This is a genomic window from Microcystis protocystis FBCC-A270, from assembly GCF_050500235.1.
GTDB lineage: Bacteria > Cyanobacteriota > Cyanobacteriia > Cyanobacteriales > Microcystaceae > Microcystis > Microcystis ichthyoblabe_A.
Map to the genome: position 1 here is coordinate 2,766,264 of NZ_CP191407.1, position 26,246 is coordinate 2,792,509.

The 26,246-nt window shown below is 42.5% G+C and carries 26 protein-coding genes, 1 tRNA gene and 1 pseudogene; 18 read left to right on the top strand and 10 right to left on the bottom strand.

Annotation, left to right across the window (positions count from 1 at the left end; genetic code table 11):
• Positions 1–20: 20 nt before the first annotated feature.
• Entirely contained in the window at positions 21–3,212 is a 3,192-nt protein-coding gene (locus ACQY1X_RS13320; protein ID WP_430014776.1) for a type ISP restriction/modification enzyme, read from the bottom strand.
• Between the two features lie 174 nt (positions 3,213–3,386).
• Between ACQY1X_RS13320 and ACQY1X_RS13325 the strand changes: the two genes are divergently transcribed.
• The 5 genes from ACQY1X_RS13325 to ACQY1X_RS13345 all read left to right on the top strand — a co-directional run bounded on the left by ACQY1X_RS13325 (position 3,387) and on the right by ACQY1X_RS13345 (position 6,817).
• Positions 3,387–4,103 (top strand): DUF433 domain-containing protein, encoded by a 717-nt coding sequence (locus ACQY1X_RS13325; RefSeq protein WP_430012923.1) that lies wholly within the window; start codon positions 3,387–3,389, stop codon positions 4,101–4,103.
• Positions 4,100–4,522 carry a hypothetical protein gene (locus ACQY1X_RS13330; protein WP_002793510.1) on the top strand — a complete coding sequence of 141 codons (423 nt, stop codon included), beginning with the start codon at positions 4,100–4,102 and terminating at the stop codon, positions 4,520–4,522. The genes ACQY1X_RS13325 and ACQY1X_RS13330 overlap by 4 nt, the downstream gene beginning before the upstream one ends.
• A gap of 254 nt (positions 4,523–4,776) precedes the next feature.
• Complete coding sequence (rpmB, locus tag ACQY1X_RS13335) at positions 4,777–5,013, top strand: 50S ribosomal protein L28 (RefSeq protein ID WP_002732080.1); 237 nt, start codon at positions 4,777–4,779, stop codon at positions 5,011–5,013.
• A gap of 144 nt (positions 5,014–5,157) precedes the next feature.
• Positions 5,158–5,424, top strand: a complete 267-nt coding sequence (psaK, locus tag ACQY1X_RS13340) for a photosystem I reaction center subunit PsaK (RefSeq protein WP_002734065.1) — start codon at positions 5,158–5,160, stop codon at positions 5,422–5,424.
• A 256-nt stretch (positions 5,425–5,680) separates the two neighbouring features.
• On the top strand, positions 5,681–6,817 hold the full coding sequence (locus ACQY1X_RS13345; protein WP_430012924.1) for an amino acid ABC transporter permease: 1,137 nt from the start codon (positions 5,681–5,683) through the stop codon (positions 6,815–6,817).
• 31 nt (positions 6,818–6,848) lie between these two features.
• Here the strand turns inward: ACQY1X_RS13345 and ACQY1X_RS13350 are convergent, their stop codons facing one another.
• Together ACQY1X_RS13350 and ACQY1X_RS13355 are read right to left on the bottom strand one after the other, a co-directional pair.
• On the bottom strand, positions 6,849–7,094 hold the full coding sequence (locus tag ACQY1X_RS13350; RefSeq protein WP_004157920.1) for a hypothetical protein: 246 nt from the start codon (positions 7,092–7,094) through the stop codon (positions 6,849–6,851).
• Positions 7,095–7,152: 58 nt separating this feature from the next.
• Entirely contained in the window at positions 7,153–8,328 is a 1,176-nt protein-coding gene (locus ACQY1X_RS13355) for a DUF4336 domain-containing protein (RefSeq protein WP_430014777.1), read from the bottom strand.
• 58 nt (positions 8,329–8,386) lie between these two features.
• Between ACQY1X_RS13355 and ACQY1X_RS13360 the strand changes: the two genes are divergently transcribed.
• From ACQY1X_RS13360 to ACQY1X_RS13370, 3 genes and pseudogenes are all read left to right on the top strand, one after another.
• Positions 8,387–9,652, top strand: coding sequence for a YcjF family protein (locus tag ACQY1X_RS13360; RefSeq protein ID WP_430014778.1), 1,266 nt, complete (start codon positions 8,387–8,389; stop codon positions 9,650–9,652).
• Positions 9,653–9,879: 227 nt separating this feature from the next.
• A pseudogene (locus tag ACQY1X_RS13365) lies at positions 9,880–9,963 on the top strand (BrnT family toxin); the annotation flags it as partial.
• Positions 9,964–10,020: 57 nt separating this feature from the next.
• Positions 10,021–10,236: a hypothetical protein gene (locus tag ACQY1X_RS13370; protein WP_024970209.1), complete on the top strand. Its 216-nt coding sequence runs from the start codon at positions 10,021–10,023 to the stop codon at positions 10,234–10,236.
• 104 nt (positions 10,237–10,340) lie between these two features.
• Here ACQY1X_RS13370 and cdd read toward each other — a convergent pair whose 3' ends face one another.
• From cdd to pheS, 5 genes are all read right to left on the bottom strand, one after another.
• Entirely contained in the window at positions 10,341–10,742 is a 402-nt protein-coding gene (gene cdd / locus ACQY1X_RS13375) for a cytidine deaminase (RefSeq protein WP_430012927.1), read from the bottom strand.
• Between the two features lie 615 nt (positions 10,743–11,357).
• Entirely contained in the window at positions 11,358–12,485 is a 1,128-nt protein-coding gene (locus ACQY1X_RS13380; RefSeq protein ID WP_430012928.1) for an NAD(P)/FAD-dependent oxidoreductase, read from the bottom strand.
• 74 nt (positions 12,486–12,559) lie between these two features.
• Positions 12,560–12,874 (bottom strand): DUF4870 domain-containing protein, encoded by a 315-nt coding sequence (locus ACQY1X_RS13385; protein ID WP_235614745.1) that lies wholly within the window; start codon positions 12,872–12,874, stop codon positions 12,560–12,562.
• On the bottom strand, positions 12,831–14,018 hold the full coding sequence (locus tag ACQY1X_RS13390) for an RNA-guided endonuclease InsQ/TnpB family protein (protein WP_430012929.1): 1,188 nt from the start codon (positions 14,016–14,018) through the stop codon (positions 12,831–12,833). Before ACQY1X_RS13390 ends, ACQY1X_RS13385 begins: the two co-directional genes overlap by 44 nt.
• Before the next feature lie 157 nt (positions 14,019–14,175).
• Positions 14,176–15,180, bottom strand: coding sequence for a phenylalanine--tRNA ligase subunit alpha (pheS, locus tag ACQY1X_RS13395; RefSeq protein WP_002732180.1), 1,005 nt, complete (start codon positions 15,178–15,180; stop codon positions 14,176–14,178).
• Positions 15,181–15,421: 241 nt separating this feature from the next.
• On the opposite strand from pheS, the gene ACQY1X_RS13400 reads away from it, so the two are divergent.
• Both ACQY1X_RS13400 and ACQY1X_RS13405 read left to right on the top strand, forming a co-directional pair.
• Entirely contained in the window at positions 15,422–15,715 is a 294-nt protein-coding gene (locus tag ACQY1X_RS13400) for an RNA recognition motif domain-containing protein (protein WP_002731511.1), read from the top strand.
• Positions 15,716–15,827: 112 nt separating this feature from the next.
• Positions 15,828–15,992 carry a hypothetical protein gene (locus ACQY1X_RS13405; protein WP_002733784.1) on the top strand — a complete coding sequence of 55 codons (165 nt, stop codon included), beginning with the start codon at positions 15,828–15,830 and terminating at the stop codon, positions 15,990–15,992.
• A 218-nt stretch (positions 15,993–16,210) separates the two neighbouring features.
• Here the strand turns inward: ACQY1X_RS13405 and ACQY1X_RS13410 are convergent, their stop codons facing one another.
• On the bottom strand, positions 16,211–18,907 hold the full coding sequence (locus ACQY1X_RS13410) for a CBS domain-containing protein (RefSeq protein WP_430014779.1): 2,697 nt from the start codon (positions 18,905–18,907) through the stop codon (positions 16,211–16,213).
• 113 nt (positions 18,908–19,020) lie between these two features.
• Between ACQY1X_RS13410 and ACQY1X_RS13415 the strand changes: the two genes are divergently transcribed.
• The 7 genes from ACQY1X_RS13415 (at position 19,021) to ACQY1X_RS13445 (ending at position 22,948) form a co-directional block, all read left to right on the top strand.
• On the top strand, positions 19,021–19,476 hold the full coding sequence (locus tag ACQY1X_RS13415; RefSeq protein WP_069473918.1) for a CopD family protein: 456 nt from the start codon (positions 19,021–19,023) through the stop codon (positions 19,474–19,476).
• 362 nt (positions 19,477–19,838) lie between these two features.
• A complete protein-coding gene (gene psbZ / locus ACQY1X_RS13420) occupies positions 19,839–20,027 on the top strand; it encodes a photosystem II reaction center protein PsbZ (RefSeq protein WP_002732865.1) in 189 nt (62 codons plus the stop codon).
• Between the two features lie 129 nt (positions 20,028–20,156).
• Complete coding sequence (ribH, locus tag ACQY1X_RS13425; protein ID WP_002734236.1) at positions 20,157–20,702, top strand: 6,7-dimethyl-8-ribityllumazine synthase; 546 nt, start codon at positions 20,157–20,159, stop codon at positions 20,700–20,702.
• Between the two features lie 29 nt (positions 20,703–20,731).
• Positions 20,732–20,968, top strand: coding sequence for a hypothetical protein (locus ACQY1X_RS13430; RefSeq protein WP_002775335.1), 237 nt, complete (start codon positions 20,732–20,734; stop codon positions 20,966–20,968).
• A gap of 71 nt (positions 20,969–21,039) precedes the next feature.
• Positions 21,040–21,111: transfer RNA gene (locus ACQY1X_RS13435), tRNA-Gly, on the top strand.
• 171 nt (positions 21,112–21,282) lie between these two features.
• Positions 21,283–21,690: a hypothetical protein gene (locus tag ACQY1X_RS13440; RefSeq protein WP_002733508.1), complete on the top strand. Its 408-nt coding sequence runs from the start codon at positions 21,283–21,285 to the stop codon at positions 21,688–21,690.
• A gap of 10 nt (positions 21,691–21,700) precedes the next feature.
• The gene (locus ACQY1X_RS13445) at positions 21,701–22,948 is read left to right on the top strand and encodes a glutamate-5-semialdehyde dehydrogenase (RefSeq protein WP_002731517.1); all 1,248 of its coding nucleotides are present in this window, start codon (positions 21,701–21,703) and stop codon (positions 22,946–22,948) included.
• Between the two features lie 217 nt (positions 22,949–23,165).
• On the opposite strand, the gene arsM is transcribed toward ACQY1X_RS13445, so the two are convergent.
• The gene (gene arsM / locus ACQY1X_RS13450; protein WP_176721618.1) at positions 23,166–24,140 is read right to left on the bottom strand and encodes an arsenosugar biosynthesis arsenite methyltransferase ArsM; all 975 of its coding nucleotides are present in this window, start codon (positions 24,138–24,140) and stop codon (positions 23,166–23,168) included.
• A gap of 258 nt (positions 24,141–24,398) precedes the next feature.
• Here arsM and ACQY1X_RS13455 point away from each other — a divergent pair, with 258 nt between their 5' ends.
• A complete protein-coding gene (locus ACQY1X_RS13455) occupies positions 24,399–26,081 on the top strand; it encodes a hypothetical protein (RefSeq protein WP_430012931.1) in 1,683 nt (560 codons plus the stop codon).
• Positions 26,082–26,246 lie beyond the last annotated feature (165 nt).

The window sequence follows — 26,246 nt, forward strand, 5'->3', positions numbered from 1 at the left end:
AATCTTCTCTCACCGGTGGCTTAACTAAAGGGGAAACCACCATATTTATTGATAATTATATCTATAGTTTCCATAATTGCGATCGATTCGCCTAAAATGGAGATAATTTGTTGATAATGTTCTAGGTCATCGTAGCTAAGGTGGCGACCTTTGCGGTCTTTTAGCCACTTCTGACACACTTGATAACCGCCGATATAAAAGTTCCAAATTTGGGGCGGAATCCCCGCAAAATACTGGTCAGAATTAATCGAAATTTGTTGTTTATTTTCGTCATATTTCACCTGCTCGACTAGATTAGAACCCGCCACGGGATAGCTACTAATTTCTTTTCCCGTTGCTTTCATTAGGTGTAACTGCACTAATCTGTCACCTTTTTTGACTAATTCCCAGAATAATTCTTGATTACTGGTGAGAGGAACACGAGGAAAGTCTATTTTTAAAAATTCGGCGTAACGTTGGCGATATTGGGGAGAGTGAAAGACGGTATAGATATAGTTAAAAATGTCTTCCGGTCCAAAGGTTTTCTTTTCGTCTCCTTTGCCATCATTGATAAATTCTAATTCAAGTTTTGCCGAAAGTTTGTTAATAAATTCTGGCGCTAGATTAGGACGGCGACCATTTGGCGAGTTGGTTGCTTCTGTTTCAAATAGGGTTGGGGTATTGGTTGGGTAAAGATAAAGGGGGAAAACATTAGTTCCCCTATCATGAGAACAGGTTTTCATTTCTATTAATAACTCTGTACACATTACATGGTTAAAATTCAGGCTGGTAACTTGACGAGTTGTAACTAAACCTAAATTGTCAAAGTTTACAAAATGATGCATAACTTCTTGTCTTGGACGTTCCACTGCATTTTGATGGTGATAATATTCTCTTATATCAAATGGACGATACAAGCATTTAATAAAATATTGCTCCCACTGAGCATTATTAGATAAAGACTTCCTACTTGGATTGATTTTCCAATCTCTTGTATCTTTTATATTATATATTTCCGCAATTTCTTTGTCGGCGATTTGAGTATTTCTAAAATCTTCTATTCTTTTATAAAGAGATTCAAAATCAAAATCGAAAACAAAATGATCTCTGTGAGTTTTTAAACCTGTTGAATTAACGGACATAATATCAACTACTTTCCAGCCTTTTTCGTACTCTGACAACAAATCTACGTTTCTATCTTTAAATAGATAAAAACTTGCTTCAGGTTTAATAATTTCCCATTCAGTTGAACTAATATCATTTTCATCTAACCAATGATACTTACCCCCAACTAACTCCTTATGCTCTTTAACCTCTCTAACACCCCACAAATCAGCATGATAAACCTTGGCTAAATCTTGCTGACTATCTTGATACTTAATAAAAAACGCAATCGCTACACCTTGCTGAATATCAAACACATTTTGATCGGGTGAACCATCGGGACAAACTTCTTTTTTCTTGCTATTCCCATGCAAATCTAAAACATAAATCTCATCAAAAGTCTGCATCAAATTTTGACGCATTCCCCGAAAAGTGGGATTATCCAAATAACCATGATTTGTAATTAACGCCACAACTCCATAACCAGTTTCCGCTACCCGATACTGAGCAAAGCGAATAAACTTCACATAATCATCTAATAAACCTTTAGGGTTTCTCTCTCCCAATGGTTTTCCATCTAATTGATAATAATCCTTAACTAAATTCACAATCCAAGGGTCAGTATTCATCGACTGATAGGAATAGGGTGGATTGCCTAAAATAACCATGACTGGCATTTCTTGCTTAACATCTTTTGCCGCAGCTGCTTCATCGCGAATGCGATTTAAAAAACCATCAGCAGCGGGAATTTGAAAAGCTTCCTGTAGGGTGTTGGTGAGATAGATTCCTAAGCGTTCATCGGCACTAAAATCATAGCCTAATTCCTGAAGTTGTAAACCTAATTTCATGTGTGCTACGGTGTAGGGAGCCATCAGTAATTCAAACCCAAAGAGACGGGGTAATAAATGTTTACTGACATAACTAGACCACATCCCTTTCTGTTGACGAAAACTATCATAGATATGGTCGATAACAGAGTGTAAAAAAGTGCCAGTTCCCACAGCAGGATCGAGAATCAAAACTTGGTGAACTTCCTGAGTTTCTTGGCTATTATTAGGATTTTTAATCGTAATTTTTTTAGCATCGGCCAAACCTTTAGGAATCTGAAACTTATTTTTTAGAATATAGTCCACACTGCGAACCATGTAAGAAACCACGGGTTCAGGGGTATAATAAACCCCCCTAGACTCACGCATTTTGCTATCGTATTCTGCTAAAAAAGTCTCATAAAAGTGAACCACAGGATCCTGCTTGCGCGTGCGTTTTCCAAAGCTGCTAAGAATACCATCCATGTCGGTTTGTTGTAAAATAGTGGCTAGAGTATCCACGGCCCAAGTAATCCGCTCATCTAATTCTGTACCAGCAATTTGATGAAAAATTCCCCGCAAAAAAGGGTTAGTTTTCGGTAGTCGAAATGCTGCCGTTTCCCGGGAAAAAGAACTTATTTGATCCGTATTACAGCGTGCTGCGAATAAACCATAACAGATTGTTTGTGCATACATATCCGCAAACTGCGCTTCATTGAGATCACTAATTAAAACTCGTTGAAAAGATTGCAATTGTTGCCGCAACATTCCCCCGCAATCTTGATCTTTTAAAGCTTGGCCGATTGCGTCTCTAATTAACTGCGCTAAAGCGGCCATTTTTTTCGCTAATTCTCGCGGTGTTGTTATCTGAATAACTTTTGAGAGGAAAAACTGACAGAACAATTGTTCTACTTGTAAAATACCCTGGGAATCAGGTTTAATTTGCTTTTTTTGATTAAGACTTGCCACGGCAGCTGATAGACGCAATTCTCCCGATACATACCAACGAAATTCTAAATGATCGGTGATAATTAAATTACCCAAAGCCTGTAAATAACGTTTTATTTGGGGAGTATTTTCAACCTTTTTGAGAGAAGTTCCGATATCTTTTGCTTCCAGATGGCCAATTTCTACTATACCCTGATTAATCACAAAATCTGGAGCGCCACAAGCAATCCTTTTGGGTTCATTGAGAGCTTGTAGGTTATTATTTAGGGATTCAATTAATTTTTTTAAAGCAGGACGATAACTGTGTTCTGTGGCCTTACCCTGTTGATAAATGCCTGTGATTTCCTCTAGATATTTTGGCAGTGAGTTACTCATTATCAGTGTTGCATACAAACGTTCTTCTCTAGATAAAATATAACCTCATTTGCCCCCAATGTCCACTGAGATGCCCTCATCCTGCTTTATCCCTATCCTCAAGGATACCAAAATTAGCTAGAATGAAATAATAGGCGATAATCTCATCTCAACAACTTCACCAAAATATTAACGATGGTCAAAGCATCATCTCCCTTATCTCTAGAGCATCTCTATCATGTTCCCACCTACACTATAGCCGATACTGCGCGCTATCTCCATATTCCTTTGCCCACTCTGAGAACGTGGGTACGAGGACGCACCTACCCCACAAAAAAAGGACAAAAAGAGTTTTTACCCCTCATTCAACGACCTAATCTGAATATTCCGCAACTTTCCTTTACTAACTTAGTGGAAGCGCACGTTTTAAGAGTTATTCGCAAAATTCATAACATCCCTCTCGATAAAGTTAGACTGGCCCTAGACTATATTAGTGAACAATTTAACACCGATCATCCTCTAGTTCAAAAACAATTTAGTACCGATGGAATTGACCTTTTTATTGAACAATTTGAACATTTAATTAATGCCTCCCGTTCGGGACAATTGACGATGAAACAATTCTTAAATAATCTCTTAACTCGTATTGAATGGGATGAACAAGATATCGCCACACGGCTTTTTCCCACTATCGACATAAATGGGGAAGACTTCAGCAATAAAGTCCTAAAGATAGATCCTAATATTTCCTTCGGAAACCCCGTGATCACAGGAACAGGAATTCCCACTAAAGTTGTCACAGAACTTTATGATGCGGGGGACTCTATAGAAGATATTGCCAATGATTATAATTGTCAACCTTGGCAAATTGAAAAAGCGATTTTATTCGAGTCCAATTGGCAAGCGGCATGACCTATCAATACACCTATTTTATCGACCGCGCTTTAGGAAAGTCTATCGGTGAAGCTTTGCAAGAAATAGGGGTTAAAATTGAATTTCATCATGCCCATTTTGCGCCAGATGCACCGGATACGGAGTGGCTACCTATTGTTAGTCAAAGAGGATGGATAGTATTAACTAAAGATGTAAACATTGGTAGAAATATTTTAGAAGTTCAACAGATAGCCCGTTATCAGGCTCAAGTATTTGTTCTAGTTTCTGGCAACTTACCTCGTCAAACCATGATTAATATTTTTGTCGAAACAATCGATAAAATCGAAAAAATAGTTCAAGGTAATCAAGCCCCTTTTATCGCCAAAATATACCAAGATTTTCAAGTAAAATTGTGGAAAAATAAAAATGAATTAACCAGAATACTAGAAACTATGTAAAACTTATTAAAATATTTTTTATTCAGTAAAAAATTACAGCTAAATTTGTTGACAATATTCTCACCATTACCTTTGAGGCAATTGTCGAAATTGTCTGAGCAGTGAACCGGTTTAATCAACTTCTTAATCCCCCCACTTGCTGTTAAATTTATCTCCGTTCACTTCACCCAGGGGAAGGGGGGGACTTCTGGCGAGATTTGAGTTAAACTAGAAAGGTTGACTATTGACAAACATCGATCGCACAGGAGTAAATTATGTCTAGAGTCTGTACTATGACGGGGAAAAAGGCCAATAACGCCTATGCGGTGTCCCACTCCCACCGTCGCACCAAAAAATTACAAGAAGCTAACCTACAATGGAAAAGAGTTTGGTGGTCGGAAGGCAACCGTTGGGTAAAACTACGCATCTCCACCAAAGCTATCAAAACCATTGAAAAGAAAGGATTAGCCGTCTTCGCTAGAGAAGTAGGCTTAAACTTGAATTTGTACTAAGCGAGTAGTTCGGAAGTGGAAACGAATCGGCTGTATGGTTGACTCCTCTGCTTTTGATTATTAAGTATTGCAACAGGGCGTGATGTGGGGTGAAAACTACCTTTAAGATTAAAAACTTAAAACGACCTGTTCAGGAGAATTTCAATGTACTCAACCCTATTAATGGCCGCCACCGCCGTGCAAGGTTCCAGCGAATGGAGTCCCAAAGTGGCGATTGTCATGATTATCTGCAATATTCTCGCTATTGCTTTCGGTAAAGCGACTATTAAACAACAAAATGTCGGTCCTGCTTTACCTTCCCCCGCTTTATTCGGTGGTATGGGATTAGGCGCTTTACTGGGTACTACCAGTTTTGGTCATGTCCTCGGCGCCGGTGTCATCCTCGGTCTCTCCCGTCTGGGGGTTATCTAAATATTTTTTGATTTTCTCAATCGGTGGCCAAAAGTCACCGATTTCTTTTGTGAAAAATTAACAATTATCCAATCAATATGACTGGGTGCATCTTATCTTTGTGACTTTCTCTCACATATAGGTTAGCAGCAGAAGTTATTAAAAGAGGGCGAATGCCATTCGCGCCTACAATAATATTATCGTGCCAATGGTAGGGGCGCATCGCGTGCGTCCAAATGTAATATAGATATTTCGACAAAATTGAGATGAACCCATTATGACCTTACCTCAAAAAAACTCTTTTTGGTACGATGAGCGATTTCAGAAGATTTTTTTACAGGTAATTATCCTGCTAATTGTCTGCCTAATTTTCTGGTTTTTGGGTCGCAATTTAGTGATTAATTTCCAACGCTTACGCTTAAGTTTTGGCTTTGGCTTTCTCTTTGATACTGACCGACCAGCCTCTTTTGCTATTGGTGACTCTCCTATTGCCTACAGTCCCACCGATACCTATTTTCGCGCTCTTTTGGTGGGATTAGTTAATTCCCTCCGCATTATGATTACTGGCATATTTTTGGCGATTAGTCTGGGAATAGTCATCGGGTTAGGTCGCTTGTCGGATAATTGGTTAATTCGTCAGTTAGCAACAATTTATGTGGAAACTATTCGCAATACTCCCCTATTATTACAATTATTTTTCTGGTATTTTGCTGTATTTTTGAAACTGCCGAAAATTGAGGAATCTTTAGAGTTTTTTGGCAGGGTATTTTTAAATAACTCAGGAGTCTATTTACCTTTTCCCGCTAATAGTTTCAGGACATGGTTAGCCTTAGCTATCATTATTTTAGGAATAATTATCTCAGTATTTTTATACCTAAAAAATAAACTTAGTTTATGCCTAACTAGCCTACTAATCCTAGTTATAATTCCCCTAATTTGGGGTTTACAATGGCAAAGTCCCCAAGTTAATCCTCTTAATCAAAATATTGACTTCGGTTTACATCTTTCTTCCGAGTTTGCTACTCTCCTAATCGGTTTAACTGTTTATACAGCTGCCTTTATTGCGGAAACGGTACGGGGAGGGATTCAATCGGTTAATCGGGGACAATGGGAAGCAGCTAAAGCCTTGGGATTAAAACCTTTATTAGTAATGAGATTAGTGATTTTTCCCCAAGCTTTGCCGGTGATTATTCCTCCTTTAACTAATGAATGTTTAAATCTGGTTAAAAACTCTAGTTTAGCGATCGCTATCGGTTATAATGATATTTATGCTATCTCTAGTACCATCGCTAATCAGACAGGAAAAGCTGTAGAGATGTTAATAGTAGTTATGGCCACCTATTTATTCTTTAATCTGGTGATTTCCTTGACTATGAATCAATTAAACAAACGGGTAAAAATTCAAGAAAGGTAGCCTAATGCACCAGAATTTAGCGATAAATTAATTAATGAGCATTAGCAGAATATAAAGCGGTGATAATTGCTGTCACCGCAGGACTAAGACTAGATAAAACCACCACAGAAGCGGTGGCAATGATGATAGTAGTAGCCATTCTCACCATACCATCTGTACCTTTTTGATAGGCATCAAATTTATATTCTAAGCGGTCAACTTTTTGACCAAGTTCTTCTCGCAATTGAATCAACGCTTCTCTGATGTCATCATTACTGGGATTTTCGGGAATTTGCATGACCTTGATTAGCAATCAACTAACAACCGCATACATTATAGCAGTTCTTAGCCATAAATTACAATTTTTTATCAGGAGGAGGAGTCAATCGCCAGCGCACTAAAAAACTATCAATACTTTCTAAACATTCCAAGTCATCTTTAGGTAAATAAGAATCTTTTAACAAGAAAGAAAAAGCCTGGCGAAACTCTTGCCTATCAGCTTGAATTGGACTAGCAAAATGACAAGGAATAACCTGTTTAATCGGCCATTGGGCAATTCTATCAACCCATTGACTAACCTCGTCAGTATTGCGATTAAGAATCAAAGTTTGCAAAATTGGCGCGACTATTAACCTACCCTCGCGACGCAAATTTAAAAAAGTCTTTTGCCAATCATCCCCCCATTGAAAAGGGAATAAACCAAAATAGGCTTTTTTACTCTTTTCCTTAGCAGTAAAAGCATCTAGAAAGACCTTAATCCAATTGGGAACAGCTAAAACAGGAGGTTGAAAATAAAGAGCAAAAAGACAAATTCTTTGCCAACCCCGACGGCGATTTTCTGGGGTATCCTCCACCAGATCCTTAGCCGTATTTTTAGCGTGAAACAGCAGCGGATAGGGGTCTAATTCTAAAATAGCGGGAGGATTTTCTGGGATAGAAATAATGCCATCGGTTAGCAGCAGAGTTTGAGAGTAGTGATGAAAAAAAGCCACTTCCGAGAAGTACCCCACATTCAGATCAATTGCGGGTAAAATTTCATAACTAAAATCTTTTCCTAAAGGAGTAGTTGTCGAGTCAGCAGGTAAAATTTCCGTTCGTTTTGCCGGTAAACCCAACCAACTCAAAGGTAAATTAAGAGGAAAACTCCATTGATTAGGAGCAACATAAACTATAGCCTTAGGAAAATAACGGGCAAAAGGACCAACAAAAACCTTATGTTCAATCCCAGAAATCGTAGGCAAAATAATATATTTAACTTCCCCGTGTTCACTTTCCAACTCACGCATTAAGCGAATACATTCCGGAGTCTGGGCCACAGGTGCATAAACAAATAAACCCCCGGATGCTAACCTAATTACCGTCATGCGAATCGGCACAACCACATAGAAAATACCCTGCAATTGCTCAAATGTCCAGAGCGTATCTTTCACCACTTCTTGGCGAATTGTCCGTCTTTGACCGTAGGGATAAAGTGGTACAATTGGCCAAAAAGGCCATGATAAATCTTGCGGAGTTATTGCGGCTTTTGTCATCGTCTGATTCTATTGCTGAAAATCTCTATTTTAGTTATCATAAACCTTTCTAATCCCCATGACTGATAAACTGCCCATTGATTCTTTGGTCAATACTTGGAATAGTCTCACGGGGGAAGTGATGAAAAGACTCCCCATCGACCAGTTGACTAATACTGTCCTCCAGTGGTTTAGTGTTAGTGACACTCAAGTGGCGGAAATTTTAGAAAAAGTCCGTCAAGAATTGCCCACCACCGAGGCGCTGTTAATCGGCAAACCGCAAACGGGAAAAAGTTCGATTATTCGGGGAATAACGGGAGTTTCGGCGGAAATCGTCGGGCAAGGTTTCCGTCCCCACACCCAAAACACCCAGCGCTACACCTACCCCGCGGAAGACTTACCCCTGTTGATTTTTACCGATACGGTGGGGTTAGGGGATGCCTATCAACACACAGACAGGGTAATCGCGGAATTATTAGCAGATTTAGCCGAAAATACGGGACGCGCCCAGGTTTTTATCGTGACGGTAAAAATTGATGATTTTGCCACCGATAGCCTTCTGGAAATTACCAAACAACTGCGGCAAAAATATCCTAAAATCCCCTGTTTACTGGCTGTAACCTGCCTTCATCAGCTTTATCCTCCTAATATCGCCGATCATCCCCCTTATCCTCCCGATTTCGAGGATATCAATCGCGCCTATCAAGAAATTAAAGAAATTTTTAAGGATTTATATGACAATTCTGTGCTAATAGATTTTACCCTAGAGGAAGACGGTTACAACCCTGTTTTTTACGGTTTAGAGGCATTTAGAGACAATTTAGCTGATTTATTGCCAAAAGCTGAGGCTAACACCATCCACCAACTTTTAGATCGGGAAACCAGCGATAAATTAGGCCATCTCTATCGGGACGTGGCCCGACGCTATATGTTAGCCTTTTCCGTGATAGCGGGAACCTTGGCGGCGATTCCCTTACCCTTAGCGACTATGCCCGTGTTAACCGCCCTACAAGTGTCAATGGTGGGGGTTTTAGGCAAATTATACGGTCAAGTCTTAACCCCATCCCAAGCCGGCGGAGTCGTCAGTGCGATCGCTGGCGGCTTTTTGGCCCAGGCCATCGGTCGGGAATTAGTGAAATTTATCCCCGGTTTTGGCAGTGTCATCGCCGCTTCTTGGTCTGCTGCCTATACCTGGGCCCTAGGAGAGGGCGCTTGTGTCTATTTTGGCGATTTAATGGGGGGTAAAAAACCCGATCCTAAGAGGATTCAAAGGGTGATGAAAGAGGCTTTTTCTGCTGCCCAAGAAAGATTTAAAAATGTCGCTACGGGAGGAGATAAAATCTAGTTATTAGCCCCTTAATTGTTGGAGATAAAGCAGCCTAAGACAAGTAGCATATCTTCAAGTTAGCGAGATTTTAGTAATATTTGTCAGCTTTAGCCCCACTGGAAATTTACTTGTGCTTCTGAACCAGATCTATGGTTCAATACAGTTGAATATATTACGTTCAAGTAATAGACAAAATATATCAAAAATGTGCCATCAGTTTCAGTGAGTAGCAGTATAATGGCTTTATGCAGTTTGACTGGGATAAAAATAAGGCAGAACGCAATCTATCAAAGCACGAAGTCTCAATTGAGGAAGCAAAAACTATTTTTGATGATTCTCTCTATGTTGAATTCTACGATACAGATCATTTAGAAGGAGTTGATATTATGTTAGTTAAAGGAATTAAAAAAGGCAAAATTATTGAGTTATTAGAGGAAGTTGATTTTCCCGATAATGAAGAGATATTAGTAGAAATTAGAGAGGTTAATGATTTTTGGTCAGCCTTGCAAGATTTTAGGCAAAGGGTAGATTTGGCAAGTCTTGATGATGATACTTTTGATAATTTACGGGACAAGTCAACGGGGAGAGATGTTCATTTATGACTCTCAAGTATTTACTAGATACTAATGTTTTGTCAGATCATGGCTCTTATACCAGTTATCTTAGCCGTTGTTGTAGTACCTTGAACCCTATACTTTACCCACAGTTAAAAACGAAAGGAAAAAGGCAGTAAATCCGAGAGATTAAAACAATAATTTTGCTGGGTTCCACAGACAATAATCTCTGCTTGCGGTGCTAATTCGGCTATCCATTGACGACAGGCTCCGCAGGGAGTTAACTGACTAATATCATTCTTCCCATCGATACAGGCTATAGCGATCGCCCGTACTTCTCGATCGCCCGCTGCGATTATTTGCGCTAAAGTTGCCCTTTCCGCGCACAAACTCAAGCCATAACTAGCGTTCTCCACATTAGTACCAGCATAAATCTTTTTATTTGTCAAGACCGCCGCCCCCACCCGAAAACGGGAATAGGGAGAATAGGAAAGTTTCGCCACTTCCCGAGCAGTGTCACAGAGTTGTTGTCTTTCTTGTTCAGATAGGGTCATCGGCTGCCGATAGCAGGGAGTGGGGAATTGGGGAATTGTGGAAGTGGGGTGTGGGGTGTAGGGTTTAGGGTGTAGGGTGTGGGGAGTTTTCTCAGTGAACTGATAACTGATAACTGATAACTGACTCCTAACCCAATGGTAGATGTTGGATTGTTGCGAGAGTTCTATTTTCCGACAAAGATAAGCAAAAATTATTTATTGACTGCAAAAACTTGAGAATATTTAAATTAACATTCCGCAATATTTATAAATTCTTAAGAATTAATTGAGAAAGATTTTTATTTAACAACGATGTTATCAAGGTTACAGCGATTTGATAGAATTTCATAATGGGTTTTTCTGTGCTTTTTTGGGCAGCAGTGGTTGAAACCCTTGCCATACCTAGAAGGTGATCCTAATCAAGACGGGTAAATCAGTCAATTTCACCCACAACGATGATCTTTTTTTTATGTAGTTTTATTGCAAAAAAAAAGTTTTTTTGACAAAAAGCACAAAGTATGATATTAACCCAACGTATTTCTGGCTGCGAGTAATTATTGTAGAGAGGGGAGAGGGGAGAATAAATAAAAATAATCCCCTGACTCGGAGAATACTGACGACCGACTCCTAACCCCATCAACAAACTTTTTCAGCCAACCCTAACTTATCACTTAACATTTCCCTGACGATTTTAGCGGTAGCAGGGGCCAATAAAACCCCGTTGCGGTAGTGTCCCGTGGCCAGAATAACGTTATCGTATCCGGGCAAATATTCGATGATGGGAGCGGATTTTTTCTCCGGTCGCGGTCGCTTACCGGACCAAGTACGCACGATCGCACCCGCAGCCAAAGAGGGACAAAAAGTGATCGCCTGTTGATACACTTGCTCTAATAGGGCAGTATCGGCGATAATTTCGCCCTTTTCGTCCATAAATTCCACCGTTGCTCCAATCCAGTATTCTGCTCCGGCCAAAGGCAGAATATGCAGGTCATTTCCCGTTAAAATCGGCTTAAAATCGGAACTTTCTAAGGTTTGCGTCAATTTTATCTGTAAAGCTTGCCCTAAAACCGGTCGGATCTCCACTGGATGGGTAAGAGTTTCAGTTAAAGCAGTGGAACCGATTCCCGCAGAAAGAATCAAAAAGTCGCTTTCCTCTATACCATTAAAACTATAAACGTGGGTGCATTGCCTCAAATTAGAGCCATGAAGCTCTGTCTTCCCAAAATTTTCAACTTTTACCCCAAATTGACATTTAACCCCCCTTCTTGCCGCAGCAGTGACGAGAGCCTCCGTGAGCAGGACTGGGTTAATTTGATGATCACTGGGAGAATAGATAGCACCCTGGAGATGATCGCTGGCCACTTGGGGACATTTTTGGTTTAAAGTCTCTTTATCCCAGATTTCTAGACAATATCCCTGTTCTTGGCGTATTTGGGCTAACTTGCGCCAATTTTCTTCGTCTTCGGCACTCGATCGCAGTAGGACAATACCATCACGGTTACAGGGAATAGTCAGTCCGGTGAGGGATTCTAGCTCAGGAAGGAGGGTTTCGTAACGTTTTAAACTTTCTTGCCGCAGTTTCCAGGCTCTACCTTTAGTTTTATGGCTGATAATCCCCATTAAAATCCCTAAAGCTGCCCCGGTTGCTCCTTGTCCCGGTTTTTTTTCATCGATGAGGGTAATTTCTAATCCTTCGATGGCGCTTAATTCGTAGGCAATGGTAGCCCCCACTATCCCCGCACCGATGATGACAATTTTAGTCATAAACTCCAGAGGCTATTTTTCTAGTGGGAATAGGACTAAAAAAGGGTTGAACAGGTTTCAACCCCGATAATTAATTACAGAACCCGGAAAATAAAAGGATAACGGAAAACCTTATAAGCATCTTTCCAGACTTGCAGGATAGCAAGAATGGGAAGAACAATATTCACCACAGCAAGAATCGGTAAGAGCAAATAACCGATTAAAACCCAAACCAGAATCCCAGCAATTAGGTAGTATAACCACATATTCAGGTGAAAGTTTAAAGCTTCTTTGGCGTTTTCCTTCACCGTTCCATCATCAGAATTGACATCCTCACCGCCGTAAACGGACGGCGATTCCCAAACCTCACGATTTGAGTTTCTGCTTCTTTCCCGAAGGATTTTTCGCACCTGCCTTAACAGATTTACTCTGTTCTGGTCTTATGGTCGCTCTACAGACTGACACCGCAAGCCCTGCGGCCAAAATATTTTTACTGGCGTTAATATCTCGGTCATGGTGTGTCCCACAGTCTGGACAATCCCATTCTCGAACATTTAACGGCATTTTCTCAGCAATATACCCGCAATTACTACACCTTTTAGAGCTAGGAAACCATCTATCTATTTCGATGTAATTTCTGCCATACCAACGGCATTTATAGGCTAATTGTCGAGTGATTTCTCCCCAACTAACGTCAGATATTGCCTGAGATAACTTGGGGTTTTTGACCATATTCTTGACGGCTAAATTCTCAACCACAATCGTTTGGTTTTCCCGAACTAATTGAGTGGTTAGCTTATGTAAATGGTCTTTTCTGCTATCGGTGATTTGAGCGTGAATCTTGGCTACTTTGATTCTCGCTTTTTCCCGATTTTTTGACCCTTTCTGTTTTCTAGAAAGGCTTTTTTGGGCCTTTCGCAGTCTCCGATAATGTTTCTTAAAATGCTTGGGATTAGATACTTTATCGCCATCGCTGGTAATCACGAGGCTACTAATTCCTAAGTCAATTCCAATGGCTTTATCTGTTACTGGTAATGGCTTAATTGTTGGGTCATCAAATCTTATTGAGATATGCCAACGTCCACAAGGATGTAATCTGACTGTTACTGTACTTGGTTCACAGCTTTCTGGGATTTGTCTTGACCATCGAATAGGTAAAGGTTCTGTGCATTTAGCTAAATAGATTTGTCTGTCTTTAAATTTAAAGGCTGACTTGGTAAATTCGGCACTTCCTCCCTGATGTTTTTTCTTAAAGTTAGGATACTTAGTACGACCAGCAAAGAAATTAGTAAAAGCTGTTTGTAGGTGTCTTAACCCTTGTTGTAAGGGTACACAGCTAACTTCGTTTAAAAACTCTAATTCTTCTTGTTTTTTCCAATCGGTTAGCATTGAAGAAGTTTGAGCGTAGCCTACTCTTTCTTGCTTTTCGTACCATGCTTGTGTTCTGAGATGGAGAGCCTTATTGTAAACTAATCTTACACATCCCAAAGTGCGCCGCAATAGCGACTCTTGTTCGGGTGTTGGGTAAAATCGGTAAGAATAGGCTTTTTCCATGTCTCACATTTTAGCATATATCGTGTAAATGCGCTAATATTTAACGGTAAAGCCGTCGTAAAACGGCGGGGTTTCAGACCCAAATTTTCGATGACAAGCCACGGATAGGAGTCTTTTTTTGGTTAAATCTTCACTCTTGACCATCGGGTTTATCCCCCTAAAATTGGCGGAGAAAGCGGATATCGCTATTATAACAACGGCGAATATCGTCTATCTCATGTAATACCATAGCAAATCTTTCCACGCCAAAACCAGCAGCAAAACCCGTATAGATTTGGGGGTCATAACCGACTGCTTTTAAGACATTGGGATCCACCATACCACAGCCCATCACCTCCAACCATTTGCCTTTCCACTGCACATCTACCTCGGCCGAGGGTTCAGTAAAAGGGAAGTAGGAAGCGCGGAATTTAACTGGTAAATCGGCCCCAAACATTTGCTTAAGAAATTCTTTAATTGTTCCTTTCAAATCCGTAAAAGTTAATCCCCGGTCCACCGCTAATAATTCCACTTGATGGAAAACCGCGGAATGGGTTGCATCCACGGTATCGCGACGATAAACCCGGCCCGGGGCCACAATCCGAATCGGGGGTTCGTGACTTTCCATGTAGCGAATCTGCACCGGGGAGGTATGGGTCCGCAATAAACGACCATCCCTCAAGAAAAAAGTATCCTGCATATCCCGGGCCGGATGGTCAGCAGGGATATTTAAAGCCTCAAAATTATAATAATCGCTTTCTACCTGCGGCCCAGTGGCGATGCTGTAACCCAGACCGACGAAAATATCGATCATGCGATCAACTGTGCTATTTAAGGGGTGAATTCGCCCTAAAGGACGGCTAAGAGCAGGTAGGGTGACATCGAGGGTTTCCGCCGCTAATTTCGCCTTAATTTGGGCATTCTGGAGACTTTCTCGCTGGGATTCCAGCAGCGATTGTACTAATTCTTTTACCTCATTAGCGATCGCACCGAGGCGCGGTCTCTCTTCGGGGCTTAATTTGCCCATTTCGCGTAAAATCTGCGATAATTCTCCTTTCTTACCGAGATAATTCACCCTTAGCTGTTCTAAGTCTTCTAGGGTTGTTGTTTGTTCGATGGAATTTTCCGCTTTCCCTGCCAGGGTTTTTAGGGCAGTTTCGATCGGATGGGGGGATAAACTCATAATTAGGGCATTTTATAGGGCAGCATTCTAGTCTAGTTTATCTGCTCCGGTGGCGGGAGCGGCAGCATCGATCAAAGCTAATAGCTATGTGCTAGGATGGAAGTTGAGAATAAAAGTCGGCACTGCGGCTCGTTGTCAGTATTAATGGTCAAAGCGTTTCTGTTTAGTATTGGTTCAGCTAGTTCCCGAAATCTTCGTTCTCTACAAATCTGTTGTTTTTATCTGTGCAAGGATAGGTTTTATGTCAATTTATGTTGGTAATCTCCCCTTCGAGGTTGACCAAGACGACGTAGTTGAGGTTTTTAAAGAATACGGTAAAATTAAGCGCGTTCACCTCCCCATGGATCGGGAAACGGGAAAAAAACGCGGGTTCGCTTTCGTGGAAATGGAAACCCCAGAGGAAGAAACGAAGGCTATTGCCGCTCTTGACGGCGCTCAATGGATGGGGCGAGAATTAAAAGTCAATCAAGCTCGTGAAAGAGAACCCAAATCTTCCTTCGGTGGTGGCAATCGCAATCGAGATCGTCGCTACTAATCCCCAATCGTAACCATTCTAGGCTATGATTACCTAACTTCTTTTCATTGTCAACAGGGGAAGCGATCGCTCGTTTCCCCGCTTGTCTATCTAATATCCCAAGGAGATTCTTGTGGCTAAACGTCGTAATTTGAAAAAAGAAAAAGCTGAACGCAACCGTGCCTACGCTCGTCAATTCCGGGCTGCTTCTAATCGTACCACCACCAGAGGAGGTAGAGGCGGTTATTCCAGCGATCAAAGACAATCTTCGGAAAATGAAGGGGCAGCCGATACCTAATCTGCTGACTTAGTTAGGGTCTGCGGCAAAAAGTTTTTCGTGGGGACAGGGTGTAGGGTGTGGGGTGTGGGGTGTAGGGTTTTACCGATTCTCATCTGGTCAATTACCTAATTTTCAGAGAAAAAGTCCCAGAATTTTCCCCCTATCTCTCCCACAACTGGTACTTTTTGATTGACAAAAAGTCTAAAAGTCTTACCCAATAAGGTTTTTAGATTTATTCAGCAAGCCCGAGTTAATCTAGCAATAAAAGCCATAGCTTCGCTTTTATTGCTGACCATTCCATCTAAAGTCGCCCCCAATACCGCCGCAAGTAACGATTTAAACTGGGGACCCGGTTGATAACCCAAAGCTTTTAGGTCATTGCCGTCGATAGGAGCCTCAATCTGCGACCATTTAGTTAAATATTGCCAGATTAAACCCCGAATCCTAGTCTCACTCCTCACCGCCACCAATAACAAACTAGGAACCTGATAACCATTGAAAAAGCTGACAATTTGACTAACGGGTCGATCATAAGCAAAATTATTGCTAATCTCCCTTTCCATAACTTCTAGTTTTTGTAAACGCTCCACAGTATCTTTAGGCAATTGTAAATTATTAGCGATCGCTATTCTTTCCCCCACAGCCAGAGAAGCGATTAATAATTCCAACCGCATTAACCAAGCATTCACCGGCAATTCCAGACTTAAACAATCTAACCAACGACTGAGACAGCGCAATTGTCGCCATAAAGCCCGATTTAAACTTAAATCCCCGTGTAAACAGTGCAAAGCCCCCAAATCGGCCAACTTTTCTAAGGCACTTTCCCAGTAATCCGCCTCTAAAATATAATTCAACTCCGCTTTTAAACGGGACTGTAAAGCGGGTGCATTCTGATTTTGTTGCCGTGAGCGATCATAAACTCCACTTTCGATCGCATACCTAATATAGTTTTCTGTCAAGGGTTCAATAACAAATCCTAACCGAGTGGCAAAACGCACCGCTCGATAGATGCGCGTCGGATCCTCGATAAAACTATTAGCGTGTAAAACCCGGATATTTTGGGCGCGTAAATCCAACATACCGCCAAAAAAGTCGAGTAATTCCCCCTCTTTCGGCGAAGTTAGGCGAATTGCCAGAGCATTAATTGTAAAATCCCTTCTATACAAATCCTGTCGAATCGAACTAGCCTCCACTTGGGGATTACTGGCAGGATAGGGATAGAATTCCGTGCGTGCCGTGGCGATATCCACCCATAACGAGCCAAAACGCTCATCTTTGTGCCATAACAAAGCCGCCGTCTGAAATTCCCCGTGAATCGATAACCGGGCCCTCGGATAAATTTCCTGTAAACAATTAGCCAATTCTACCCCCGCACCCACACCGGCGGCGCGATGGCAGCCATCCACCACTAAATCGATATCCTGTAACAATAAAGTATCCCTTTCTGTGGCTAACAATAAATCCCGCACCGCACCCCCAACCAGATAGAGATGCCAACCGCGTTTTTGAGCGGCAGCGGCGGCAGCTTGCAGGAATGACCATAAAATCGACTCTAAACGCTCTTTAATCGCTGGTAAAAGACAGGAAACCAAAGCAAACCCTTCAAAACGCACCCGCTCATTTTGATGAATCTGTCTTAATACATCTGTACGAGTGACGATACCGACTAACTGCCCGTTTTCTAGTACAGGTAAACGCCCTAAATCATACGTTACCATCAGCGACTCGATTTCCTGAAGAGAAGTGTCGGGGGTAATAGTTTTCGGATTACAAGTCATGTATCCCTTCACAGGAGAGCGAGAAAAGCCGTGATGGAGAGCTAAATCGAGGTCACGACGAGAAATCACCCCAACTAAGCGATCCTGCTCATCTACCACCGATAACCCCGAATGGCCGTAACGGAAAAGGATGCGCTCGGCTTGAGATATGGAAGTATCGGGACGAATTGTCCGCACCGGAGAAGACATTAAATCCCTAGCAGTGGGAGAAGGAGGAATTTGAGCAATTAAGTCCCCCAGCAGTTGGTTTAACTGTTGAACTGGCTGAACATCGCGAAAACTTACCGAAGCGGCCTGAGCATGACCACCGCCGTTATAGGGGGAAAAAAGCTGACATAGATTCACTCCATCGATTCTAGATCGACCAATCACAGTTAAACGCTGTCGGGACTTATCTTCCTCGTCTTTACTATAACTATGGCCGAAAAGTAGTGCATCACTATCGGATAATTCCAGTAGGCGCTCGGCCACACTAGACAAACCCGGGATAAAATCGGCAGTATGGAGAAGAACGTGGGCGATTTTACGGTCATGGATCGTTTTAATCTCTAGATTTTCCCAAGCAAGGCTAAATAACTCCTGTAAGCGCGGGGAAAAACTCGGTTGACAGTATTGGGCGATCGTTTTAATGTTAGCAGCACAGGTCATTAACCAAGCCAAAGCATAGGCATCCCTGGGGGTACTACTGGCAAAAGTCAGGGAACCCGTGTCAACGTGAATACCGAGTGCCATTACCGTCGCTGCCATCGAGTTTGGTTTAATCTGGGCTTTTTGTAAAGCTTCGACAATTAAAGTCGTGGTGGCTCCCACCGCTTCTAAATGGACGCTAGAGGCATGAATATCACTTTCACTATCCAAATGATGATCATACAATTCGATCGCCTGTAAATGCCCTAAATCGAGCCACTGGGAGGCTTTTCCCAGACGCTCTCGCCACTGATTATCAACGATAATTAAAGAGCGAATCTGGGACGGATTGACACTACGCATTTCAATTAAAGCGAATTCATCCCGATGCAGGGCTAAAAATTCCCTTACTGTTGGGTGCGCTCCCCCCGTTAACACAATGCGACTACCCGCTTTCAGCAACGATAAACCCACCGCTGCCCCCAAAGCGTCAAAATCCGCCGTTTGATGACATAAAATTAAATCCATATTTTTTAGTAAGGAGAAGTTATCGGGATTTTTTCTGTATCTATTGTTACTAAATGCTCGGCAATAACCGGGTCAAGAACTATAAGTTAGCAAATCATGACTGAGAGAAACCGATGTTGTTCAAAATTTTAGTAATTCTCCACACCCTAGGGGCGACCGTCTGGGCCGGTGGGCATTTATTGTTGGCAGTCACCGTTCTACCCCAGGCCCTCAAAAACCGAGAACCAGACCGAATTCGTCAATTTGAGCAATATTTTGAAAGTTTTGGGTTATCTGCGCTATTGTTGCAGGTAATAACAGGCCTGGGACTGACTTGGATTTATTTGCCCGGATTTCGTGATTTTTGGTCATTTGATAGTTTTTTATCGGTTTATATAGGAATTAAGTTAGCTTTACTGTTATTAACTCTCATCTTGGCCCTTCATTCCCGCTTTTTTCTCATTCCTAAACTGAGCGAGGAAAACTTAAATGTCCTCGCCCTGCACATAGTCGCCGTCACCACTCTAGCAGTATTGTTCGTCATTTTTGGCGCTGGCATCCGTTTGGGGGGCTTAACCATTAGCTTTTAGCAGTTCAGCAGTCTGGACATCTTTCTAGGGCAGCTTTGGCGAAAACGCAAAAATAGGGTAATCTGAGCAGGGTATCACAGAGAGTCAATTCCCCCACCTAACCCTTGCCATGCTGCTTTTGACAAGGATAGACACTGGAAAAAAGTTTTCAGCCCCGCTGGGGCTGGGTAGTCACTGGCAGTAAAATTAAAATGCTCGTGGATTCAGTCTGACAGGGATATCTCCTGGGAAACCCTGATTCAGGGAGGACTTAGAGAAAGGATCGTCCAGTTAAGTTGAGTGGAAGCGAGGCTCTTCCATACAAGTATCAAATCTGGGAGAATTATCTAGATAAAGATCAACTGCTTTAGGAGAACCCAATCATGTCTATTGTTTTTCAATTTTTTCTCATTGCCTTAGTTTTATTTTCCTTGCTGATGGTGATTGGTGTCCCCGTTGCCTATGCTTCCCCCCAAAACTGGGATCAATCGAAACCCCTTCTCTATGTGGGTTCGGCAATTTGGGCGATTTTAGTCGTTGCCGTCGCTATTTTAAACTTTTTAGTGATTTAGTCTTGATCAGGGGGACGGGGGACAGGAGTCAGGAGCCAGTCGTCAGGAGTCAGTCGTCAGGAGTCAGTATTCTCCCCACACCCCACACCCCACACCCCACTTCTCCCCAACCCCTAACCCCTTTTACCTATGACTGTTTTTGAGGGAAATTTTACCGAGGATATATCGTCCTTGCACTTTGCGATCGTGATTGGTCGTTTTAATGATCTGGTCACTGATAAACTGTTATCAGGCTGTCAAGACTGTCTCAAGCGTCACGGGGTTGATGTCAATCCCGATGGCACCCAAGTCGATTATATCTGGGTACCGGGTAGCTTTGAAGTGCCAATGGTAGCCCGTCAAGTCGCTCTTTCCCACCGTTACGATGCCGTTATTTGTCTAGGGGCAATTATTCGCGGACAAACGCCCCATTTTGACTACGTTGCTGCCGAGGCTGCTAAAGGCATCGCTGCGGCCGCTTTTCAGACAGGTGTTCCCGTTGTCTTCGGTATTCTCACCACTGATACTCTACAACAGGCCCTCGAACGGGCCGGGATTAAAAGTAATTTGGGCTGGAATTATGGCCTATCTGCCCTAGAAATGGCTAGTCTCATGCGTCAATTGCGCCCCCGGGATGAAGATAAACCCCTAGAATTATTGGAAAATAATCCCCCACAGGCACTGATGGAAGGCTAAGAAAATTCCCCCAGCATTTAGGGTTTTAGTTGTCCCCACTCCCCGCTGTCGAGAGAATCAAGACTCTGGAATTAGATTTAGAACCAGAGGGGCCGATTACGGCAGCTTTTGAGGCTATGGAACGCCCTATCACTGAAAAATTCGCCGCCATTGACAAGTGCTTTGATCGCTTGCAACATCAGTTCAACCGACTACAGGCTAAGATAGAAGTGGTTCTCGAAGCTATTACCGGTTTGGGGGATTGGCCAGAAGATGAATTATTGTAAAAAAATGCTCCAAACCACTTGACAAATGCTCTGAGATTTGGGATGCTTAGGGAAGTGTAAAAAAACGGCTTGCGGGCATAGCTCAGTGGTAGAGCGTCACCTTGCCAAGGTGAATGTCGCGCGTTCGAATCGCGTTGCCCGCTTGAAAAAATCTTGAAATAGCTCTTAAGATTAGTAGGAATAATTTAGGGATATCCCTTAAGATGGGAATTATCCGTGAGCAATAGGGTTGAGGATTTTGGGCAACCATTGAATCCCTGAGCTATTGACCACGAGCGACTAAAAACAACCGTTTATAAACAAAAATTTAGCTTGTGCGACCGCATAAATATACCAAAATCGACCTACACCAAGACTATCCTTGTCCCTGTCGTCGGAAAGGGACATTATGCCCGATTTTATTGACCGATGCCTTTGGCTGCGATCGCTGTCAACAGATATTTGTGGTACAGGAAAACGGCCAAATTATCGAACAATTAGCCCCCCACTATCCCTATAAACGCAGTTGGCGCTGGACGGGATTTCGTTGGGTGAGTACGAATCGGCGCCTTGCACAAGAGGTATTACCCCTGATGGTGGGGATAATTCTGTTATTATCGGTCGTCTGGCTACCCTTAATTTTAAAATCACCGCCAGGGGTAAGCGTGATTTTTGGGGCAATTCTAGTTATGCTATTAGTTATTTTGCCCGCGTTAATCTTTTGGTTAGCCTATCGACGCTAGACAAGAATCTATGATCGAAAGTTCCTCCATCCCCCCCCTGACGATCTTTAAGCAAGCATACAATGCTTTTCTGGCTCTAGGTCAATTTAATGGCAATGAAAGAAATCGCGGAGTAATTGCGATCGCTAATGCCATTAAAACTGGCTTTGATCGTATTTTAGAAGCCAATACCCTCGATTTAGAAGTCAGTCGAGAGATGGCTGTCTCAGAACAAATGATTCGCTGGCTACGGTTAACTCCCGAACGTTTAGAGACGACGGTGGAGGTATTACAACAACTAGCGGAAGCATCGGATCCGCTGCAACAGGTAATTAACGCAGCCTATCAACTCAATCCTTCCCAAACCTATTGCCAAAGGATGCCTTTAGGAGTGATTGCCTTCGTCTATGAAGGTTTTCCGGAATTAGCGATGGTAGCGGCGGGATTTTCCCTAAAAAGTGGCAATAGTTTGATTATTCGCGGTTCCAATGCCTCTAGTCATTCCGATGAGGTGATTACGGAAATTATCCAAGAAGCATTGGAAGATGTGGGTTTACCCGTGGATTGTGTGAGTGGTTTACCCTGTGATTCTAGTCCCTCCCTAGAGGAGTTGCTGACCCAGGAAAATTATGTTAATTTGATTATTCCCTACGGTCGCCCTAGTTTAATCGGTCGCGTGAGTCAATTGGCTACCGTTCCCGTTTTGCGTGCGGCCATGGGAAACTGTTATTTGTACTGGTCTCCTAGTGGCGACTTGGAGTTAGCTCGTCAGGTAATTATCGATAGTCATGGCAGCATACCAGATCCGGTTAACGCGATCGAAAAAGTTTTAATTAGTCCCCATCACAATTCTTCAACTTTAAGTCGTTTGTTTAAAAGTTTGCAGGAAAAAGGCTTTAAATTGCGGGGAGATACCCGATTAGCGGCGGATTTTCCCGAACATTTAACTATTACTACCGATAATGATTGGCAAAGACCCTATTTAGAAAAAACGGTGGCCTTTAGGTTAGTGGATACCCTCACTGATGCGATCGCTTGGATTAATAAGTATAGTAGCGGTCATGCGGATTGTATTGTCACCGAATCCTATCGAGAAAGTCGTCAATTCGCCATGGAGTCCGATAGTGCTTTAGTTTATATCAATTCTTCACCCCGATTTGATCGCAATCCCAAACAGGGAGAATCGGTATTTTTGGGCATTTCCAACCAAAAAGGCCAGCGCCGGGGGTTAATCAACCTAGAAACCTTTACCACCCTTAAACAGGTAGTGCAAGGCTAGTTTTTTTCAGTGTTGCCAAAGGCACGGCGTAGCCGTCCAGTGAACAGTAAACAGTAATCAGTGAACTGAAAACTCACATCTGATAACTGATAACTGGTAACTGAAAACTGAAAACTGGTAACTGGTAACTGAAAACTGGTAACTGGTAACTGATAACTGATAACTGATAACTGATAACTGATAACTGAGGGATCGAACTTGCCTCGACCGTACTTTTTTAACAGCAACCGCCCCCATTATAGTGCCAAGTGGACTCGGTGATGAGGATATCTTGGGGAGACAAACGAGCTAAGTTGCTCGCAGTTTTATCACAGACGGCCACTGGTAATCCTTTGGCTAAAATATGCCCAGCACCATCATCAAAAATTGCCTCCGTACCAGTATAAATAGCAGTTTTGCCGGTAAAAATACAGGCCCCATCTTCGGGAATAGCTACTTTAAAAGCAACGGAATCCAAACTTTCTAAGAGGAGCGGCTTGGCTAAATTATAACTCTGACAGTCCAGTAAACGATAGGGACGACGGGCCCGAATTTCTACCTGACCAAAACCAGCAGCAATCAACTGTTGAATATAATCATCGTAGGTCAAGGCCCCCGATAGACACATAGCCCTTAAACGCTGATCTTCTTGCAAATGTTCAGGAATTGGACGAGGGGCGATCGGATCACTCATCAGTAAACGTCCTCCCGGTTTTAAGACGCGAAAAGCCTCGCGTAAAGCTAACTGTAAATCGGCTGGTTTAAAGATATTAAAAAGACAATTCTGCGCCACTACATCGACGGAGGCATCCTCCACCGGCAATTCAAAAGCGGAACCATCTTTAATTTCCACAAAATCGAGACTAAACCAGGGATTTTCTGGCAGTGCTTCGCCGAGATTTCTTTGGGCTGCCCAACGCATTTCCGGCACTGGATCCACCGCAATGACTCCCCCCGGACGACGGGAAAAATAGGCGAATTGCAGTGCTTCTAAACCACCACCCACACCCACATACAAAACCCTGGGAGAATTGCCCAATTCATTAACCTGCACCGTCGTGCCACAACCATAGTTCATCTCCTGCATAATGGCGGGGATTTTTAACCCCGGCAGTTGCAAAGGACTGCTTTGAACACAACATAGCCCCACTTCGGGAGCTTGGGCTACTTCGCTGTAAAATTTGGCAGTAGCTTCCAGATAAGTCATTTTCATCCTTTAAACTCCTTTTCTCTGATCAATTCAAGGACTTACTTCGCATCCTCGCCCAACGCTATCTTAGCAGGGTAGATCGGCACCCCCCTGATCAAGAGCGGATTTCAGGAGGGATCGAACCTAAAATCCCTTTTTAATTTAATTATAACCAGCTACTTAGCTGCATATCGAGGGATTTCTTCATCCCCAAACCGATCGAGAAGTTACCGGGTTAATCTAGGATTAGCTCCTGTTGACGGCTGTAGAGAGGACAGAAATATGATACTGACAATAATCGATCGCCTTACGGAAACCAACCCGCAAATTATGCGAGAATGGCAAGGAAGATTAACCCCGAAAAATATCTCGATCGCCTCGATTATCTCCCTTGTTGGTCAATTATTAGTTTACTTGTACTATCAAAATCTCTTGCCAGTAGGAGCGGGATTTAGTCGTTACTGTACCGCTAATCCCCCCAATAACAACGACTATTATCCCTATAGTGGGCTTAAATACTGTATCCAAGACTTAAATGGTCAATGGATGATTATCTCCCGGTTATGGTGGTTAGATATCTTCACTTTTCTGAGTATTACCGGCATTTTCGCTCTTTTAGTGGTGGGAACCTATCAATTAATTGCCGATCTTTCTGGGGAAGAGCGCCGAGGTACACTTAATTTTATCCGTCTGAGTCCCCAACCCGCCAAAACGATTTTTATCGGCAAAATTTTCGGGGTTCCCATTCTCCTCTATCTCGTCTGTCTTCTCGCTTTACCCTTTCACTTGGGGGCGGGTTTATTAGCAGGTATTCCCTTGTCGTTAATTTTAGCCTTCTACGCGGTTCTGATCGCTAGTTGTGCCTTTTTCTATCATGCTGCCCTTAGTTTCGCTTTAGCCACGCCATGGTTAGGAGGATTTCAACCCTGGTTAGGCAGTGCTACAGTCTTAATCTTTGTGTTTTATAGCAGTATTTTTACTTTATCGGGCTATGGCGGTTCCCGTACCCCCTTTGATTGGTTAATTCTCTTTAATCCTAGTTTTTTCCTTCCCTATCTAGTTAAATCTACCTTTCTCCCCCCCGATGCGGTACGCTATCTAGGAATCTCACAAATCTTCGATCTGCGTTGGTACGGTCAATCTCTCTGGCAATCGGTTATAATGGGTATTGGCTTAATTTTGCTCAATTTCGCCCTCTGTACCTACGGTTTAACCAGAATTATCCAGCGTCGCTTCCATAATCCCCTCGTTACTCTTATTAGTAAACCCCAAAGTTACTGGATGATGGGCTGTTTTAGCGCCATTAGCCTAGGTTTTGTCTTCCAAACTCTGGAACCGAGCTATCTTTTCGATAATTTTGTCATTCTTAGCGTTTTTGTGGCAATTTTTGGCTTGTTAATCCTTTTTGCCCTCACTCCCCCCCGTCAAACTCTCCAAGATTGGGCGCGCTATCGTCATCTGCAAGGAAAAACGGGCATTAGTCTGGGGAAAGCTCTAATCTTTGGCGAAAAAAGCCCTTCTACCCTAGCCATGGCTGTTAACGTCGCCATTGCCATTTTATTCATCCTTCCCGCTATTTTTATCGCCCCTCTCCATCAATATAAACTAGCCACTGCAGCCGGGTTTCTCTTGGCAATGAACATGATTTTAGTCTATGCCGCTATCGCCCAATTATTGATGTTAGGCAGCACAAATAAACGCGCTTTGCTGGCAGCCACTAGCATCGGCATTTTGATTATTTTCCCCTTCCTCTGTTTCGCTGTCCTGCGAGTTGATCCCAGTCAATCTCCGCTTTTATGGTTTTTTACTTTTCTTCCCATTGCCGCTACTCAATACGCTACACTTCCCTCTTTCGCTTTGGCAATCTTCGGTCAGTGGTTGGGTTTAACCCTCCTCGGATGGCAAATTAATCGGCAATTAAATCGCCTTGGTGCCTCGGCAACTAAAGCGTTAATGCCAAGCTGAAAAATACCGACTCACATCGGTTAAATTTTTTTCCAAAAAAGCTTGACAAAACCCCACGACTTGACAGATAATTTCTTATAGAATGGGAATCCGTGCCTACCTGCGAACCCCTTATTTTCAGGTCAAATAAAGCCCCAAAAAATTAAGCATTGTTAGATCAGAATA

What these genes read in the sequence shown, in the direction of transcription:
- ACQY1X_RS13320 (WP_430014776.1), bottom strand. Translation starts at nt 3,212, where the DNA reads ATGAGTAACTCACTGCCAAAATATCTAGAGGAAATCACAGGCATTTAT.
- ACQY1X_RS13325 (WP_430012923.1), top strand. Translation starts at nt 3,387, where the DNA reads ATGGTCAAAGCATCATCTCCCTTATCTCTAGAGCATCTCTATCATGTT.
- ACQY1X_RS13330 (WP_002793510.1), top strand. Translation starts at nt 4,100, where the DNA reads ATGACCTATCAATACACCTATTTTATCGACCGCGCTTTAGGAAAGTCT.
- rpmB (WP_002732080.1), top strand. Translation starts at nt 4,777, where the DNA reads ATGTCTAGAGTCTGTACTATGACGGGGAAAAAGGCCAATAACGCCTAT.
- psaK (WP_002734065.1), top strand. Translation starts at nt 5,158, where the DNA reads ATGTACTCAACCCTATTAATGGCCGCCACCGCCGTGCAAGGTTCCAGC.
- ACQY1X_RS13345 (WP_430012924.1), top strand. Translation starts at nt 5,681, where the DNA reads ATGACCTTACCTCAAAAAAACTCTTTTTGGTACGATGAGCGATTTCAG.
- ACQY1X_RS13350 (WP_004157920.1), bottom strand. Translation starts at nt 7,094, where the DNA reads ATGCAAATTCCCGAAAATCCCAGTAATGATGACATCAGAGAAGCGTTG.
- ACQY1X_RS13355 (WP_430014777.1), bottom strand. Translation starts at nt 8,328, where the DNA reads ATGACAAAAGCCGCAATAACTCCGCAAGATTTATCATGGCCTTTTTGG.
- ACQY1X_RS13360 (WP_430014778.1), top strand. Translation starts at nt 8,387, where the DNA reads ATGACTGATAAACTGCCCATTGATTCTTTGGTCAATACTTGGAATAGT.
- ACQY1X_RS13370 (WP_024970209.1), top strand. Translation starts at nt 10,021, where the DNA reads ATGTTAGTTAAAGGAATTAAAAAAGGCAAAATTATTGAGTTATTAGAG.
- cdd (WP_430012927.1), bottom strand. Translation starts at nt 10,742, where the DNA reads ATGACCCTATCTGAACAAGAAAGACAACAACTCTGTGACACTGCTCGG.
- ACQY1X_RS13380 (WP_430012928.1), bottom strand. Translation starts at nt 12,485, where the DNA reads ATGACTAAAATTGTCATCATCGGTGCGGGGATAGTGGGGGCTACCATT.
- ACQY1X_RS13390 (WP_430012929.1), bottom strand. Translation starts at nt 14,018, where the DNA reads ATGGAAAAAGCCTATTCTTACCGATTTTACCCAACACCCGAACAAGAG.
- pheS (WP_002732180.1), bottom strand. Translation starts at nt 15,180, where the DNA reads ATGAGTTTATCCCCCCATCCGATCGAAACTGCCCTAAAAACCCTGGCA.
- ACQY1X_RS13400 (WP_002731511.1), top strand. Translation starts at nt 15,422, where the DNA reads ATGTCAATTTATGTTGGTAATCTCCCCTTCGAGGTTGACCAAGACGAC.
- ACQY1X_RS13410 (WP_430014779.1), bottom strand. Translation starts at nt 18,907, where the DNA reads ATGGATTTAATTTTATGTCATCAAACGGCGGATTTTGACGCTTTGGGG.
- ACQY1X_RS13415 (WP_069473918.1), top strand. Translation starts at nt 19,021, where the DNA reads ATGTTGTTCAAAATTTTAGTAATTCTCCACACCCTAGGGGCGACCGTC.
- psbZ (WP_002732865.1), top strand. Translation starts at nt 19,839, where the DNA reads ATGTCTATTGTTTTTCAATTTTTTCTCATTGCCTTAGTTTTATTTTCC.
- ribH (WP_002734236.1), top strand. Translation starts at nt 20,157, where the DNA reads ATGACTGTTTTTGAGGGAAATTTTACCGAGGATATATCGTCCTTGCAC.
- ACQY1X_RS13445 (WP_002731517.1), top strand. Translation starts at nt 21,701, where the DNA reads ATGATCGAAAGTTCCTCCATCCCCCCCCTGACGATCTTTAAGCAAGCA.
- arsM (WP_176721618.1), bottom strand. Translation starts at nt 24,140, where the DNA reads ATGAAAATGACTTATCTGGAAGCTACTGCCAAATTTTACAGCGAAGTA.
- ACQY1X_RS13455 (WP_430012931.1), top strand. Translation starts at nt 24,399, where the DNA reads ATGATACTGACAATAATCGATCGCCTTACGGAAACCAACCCGCAAATT.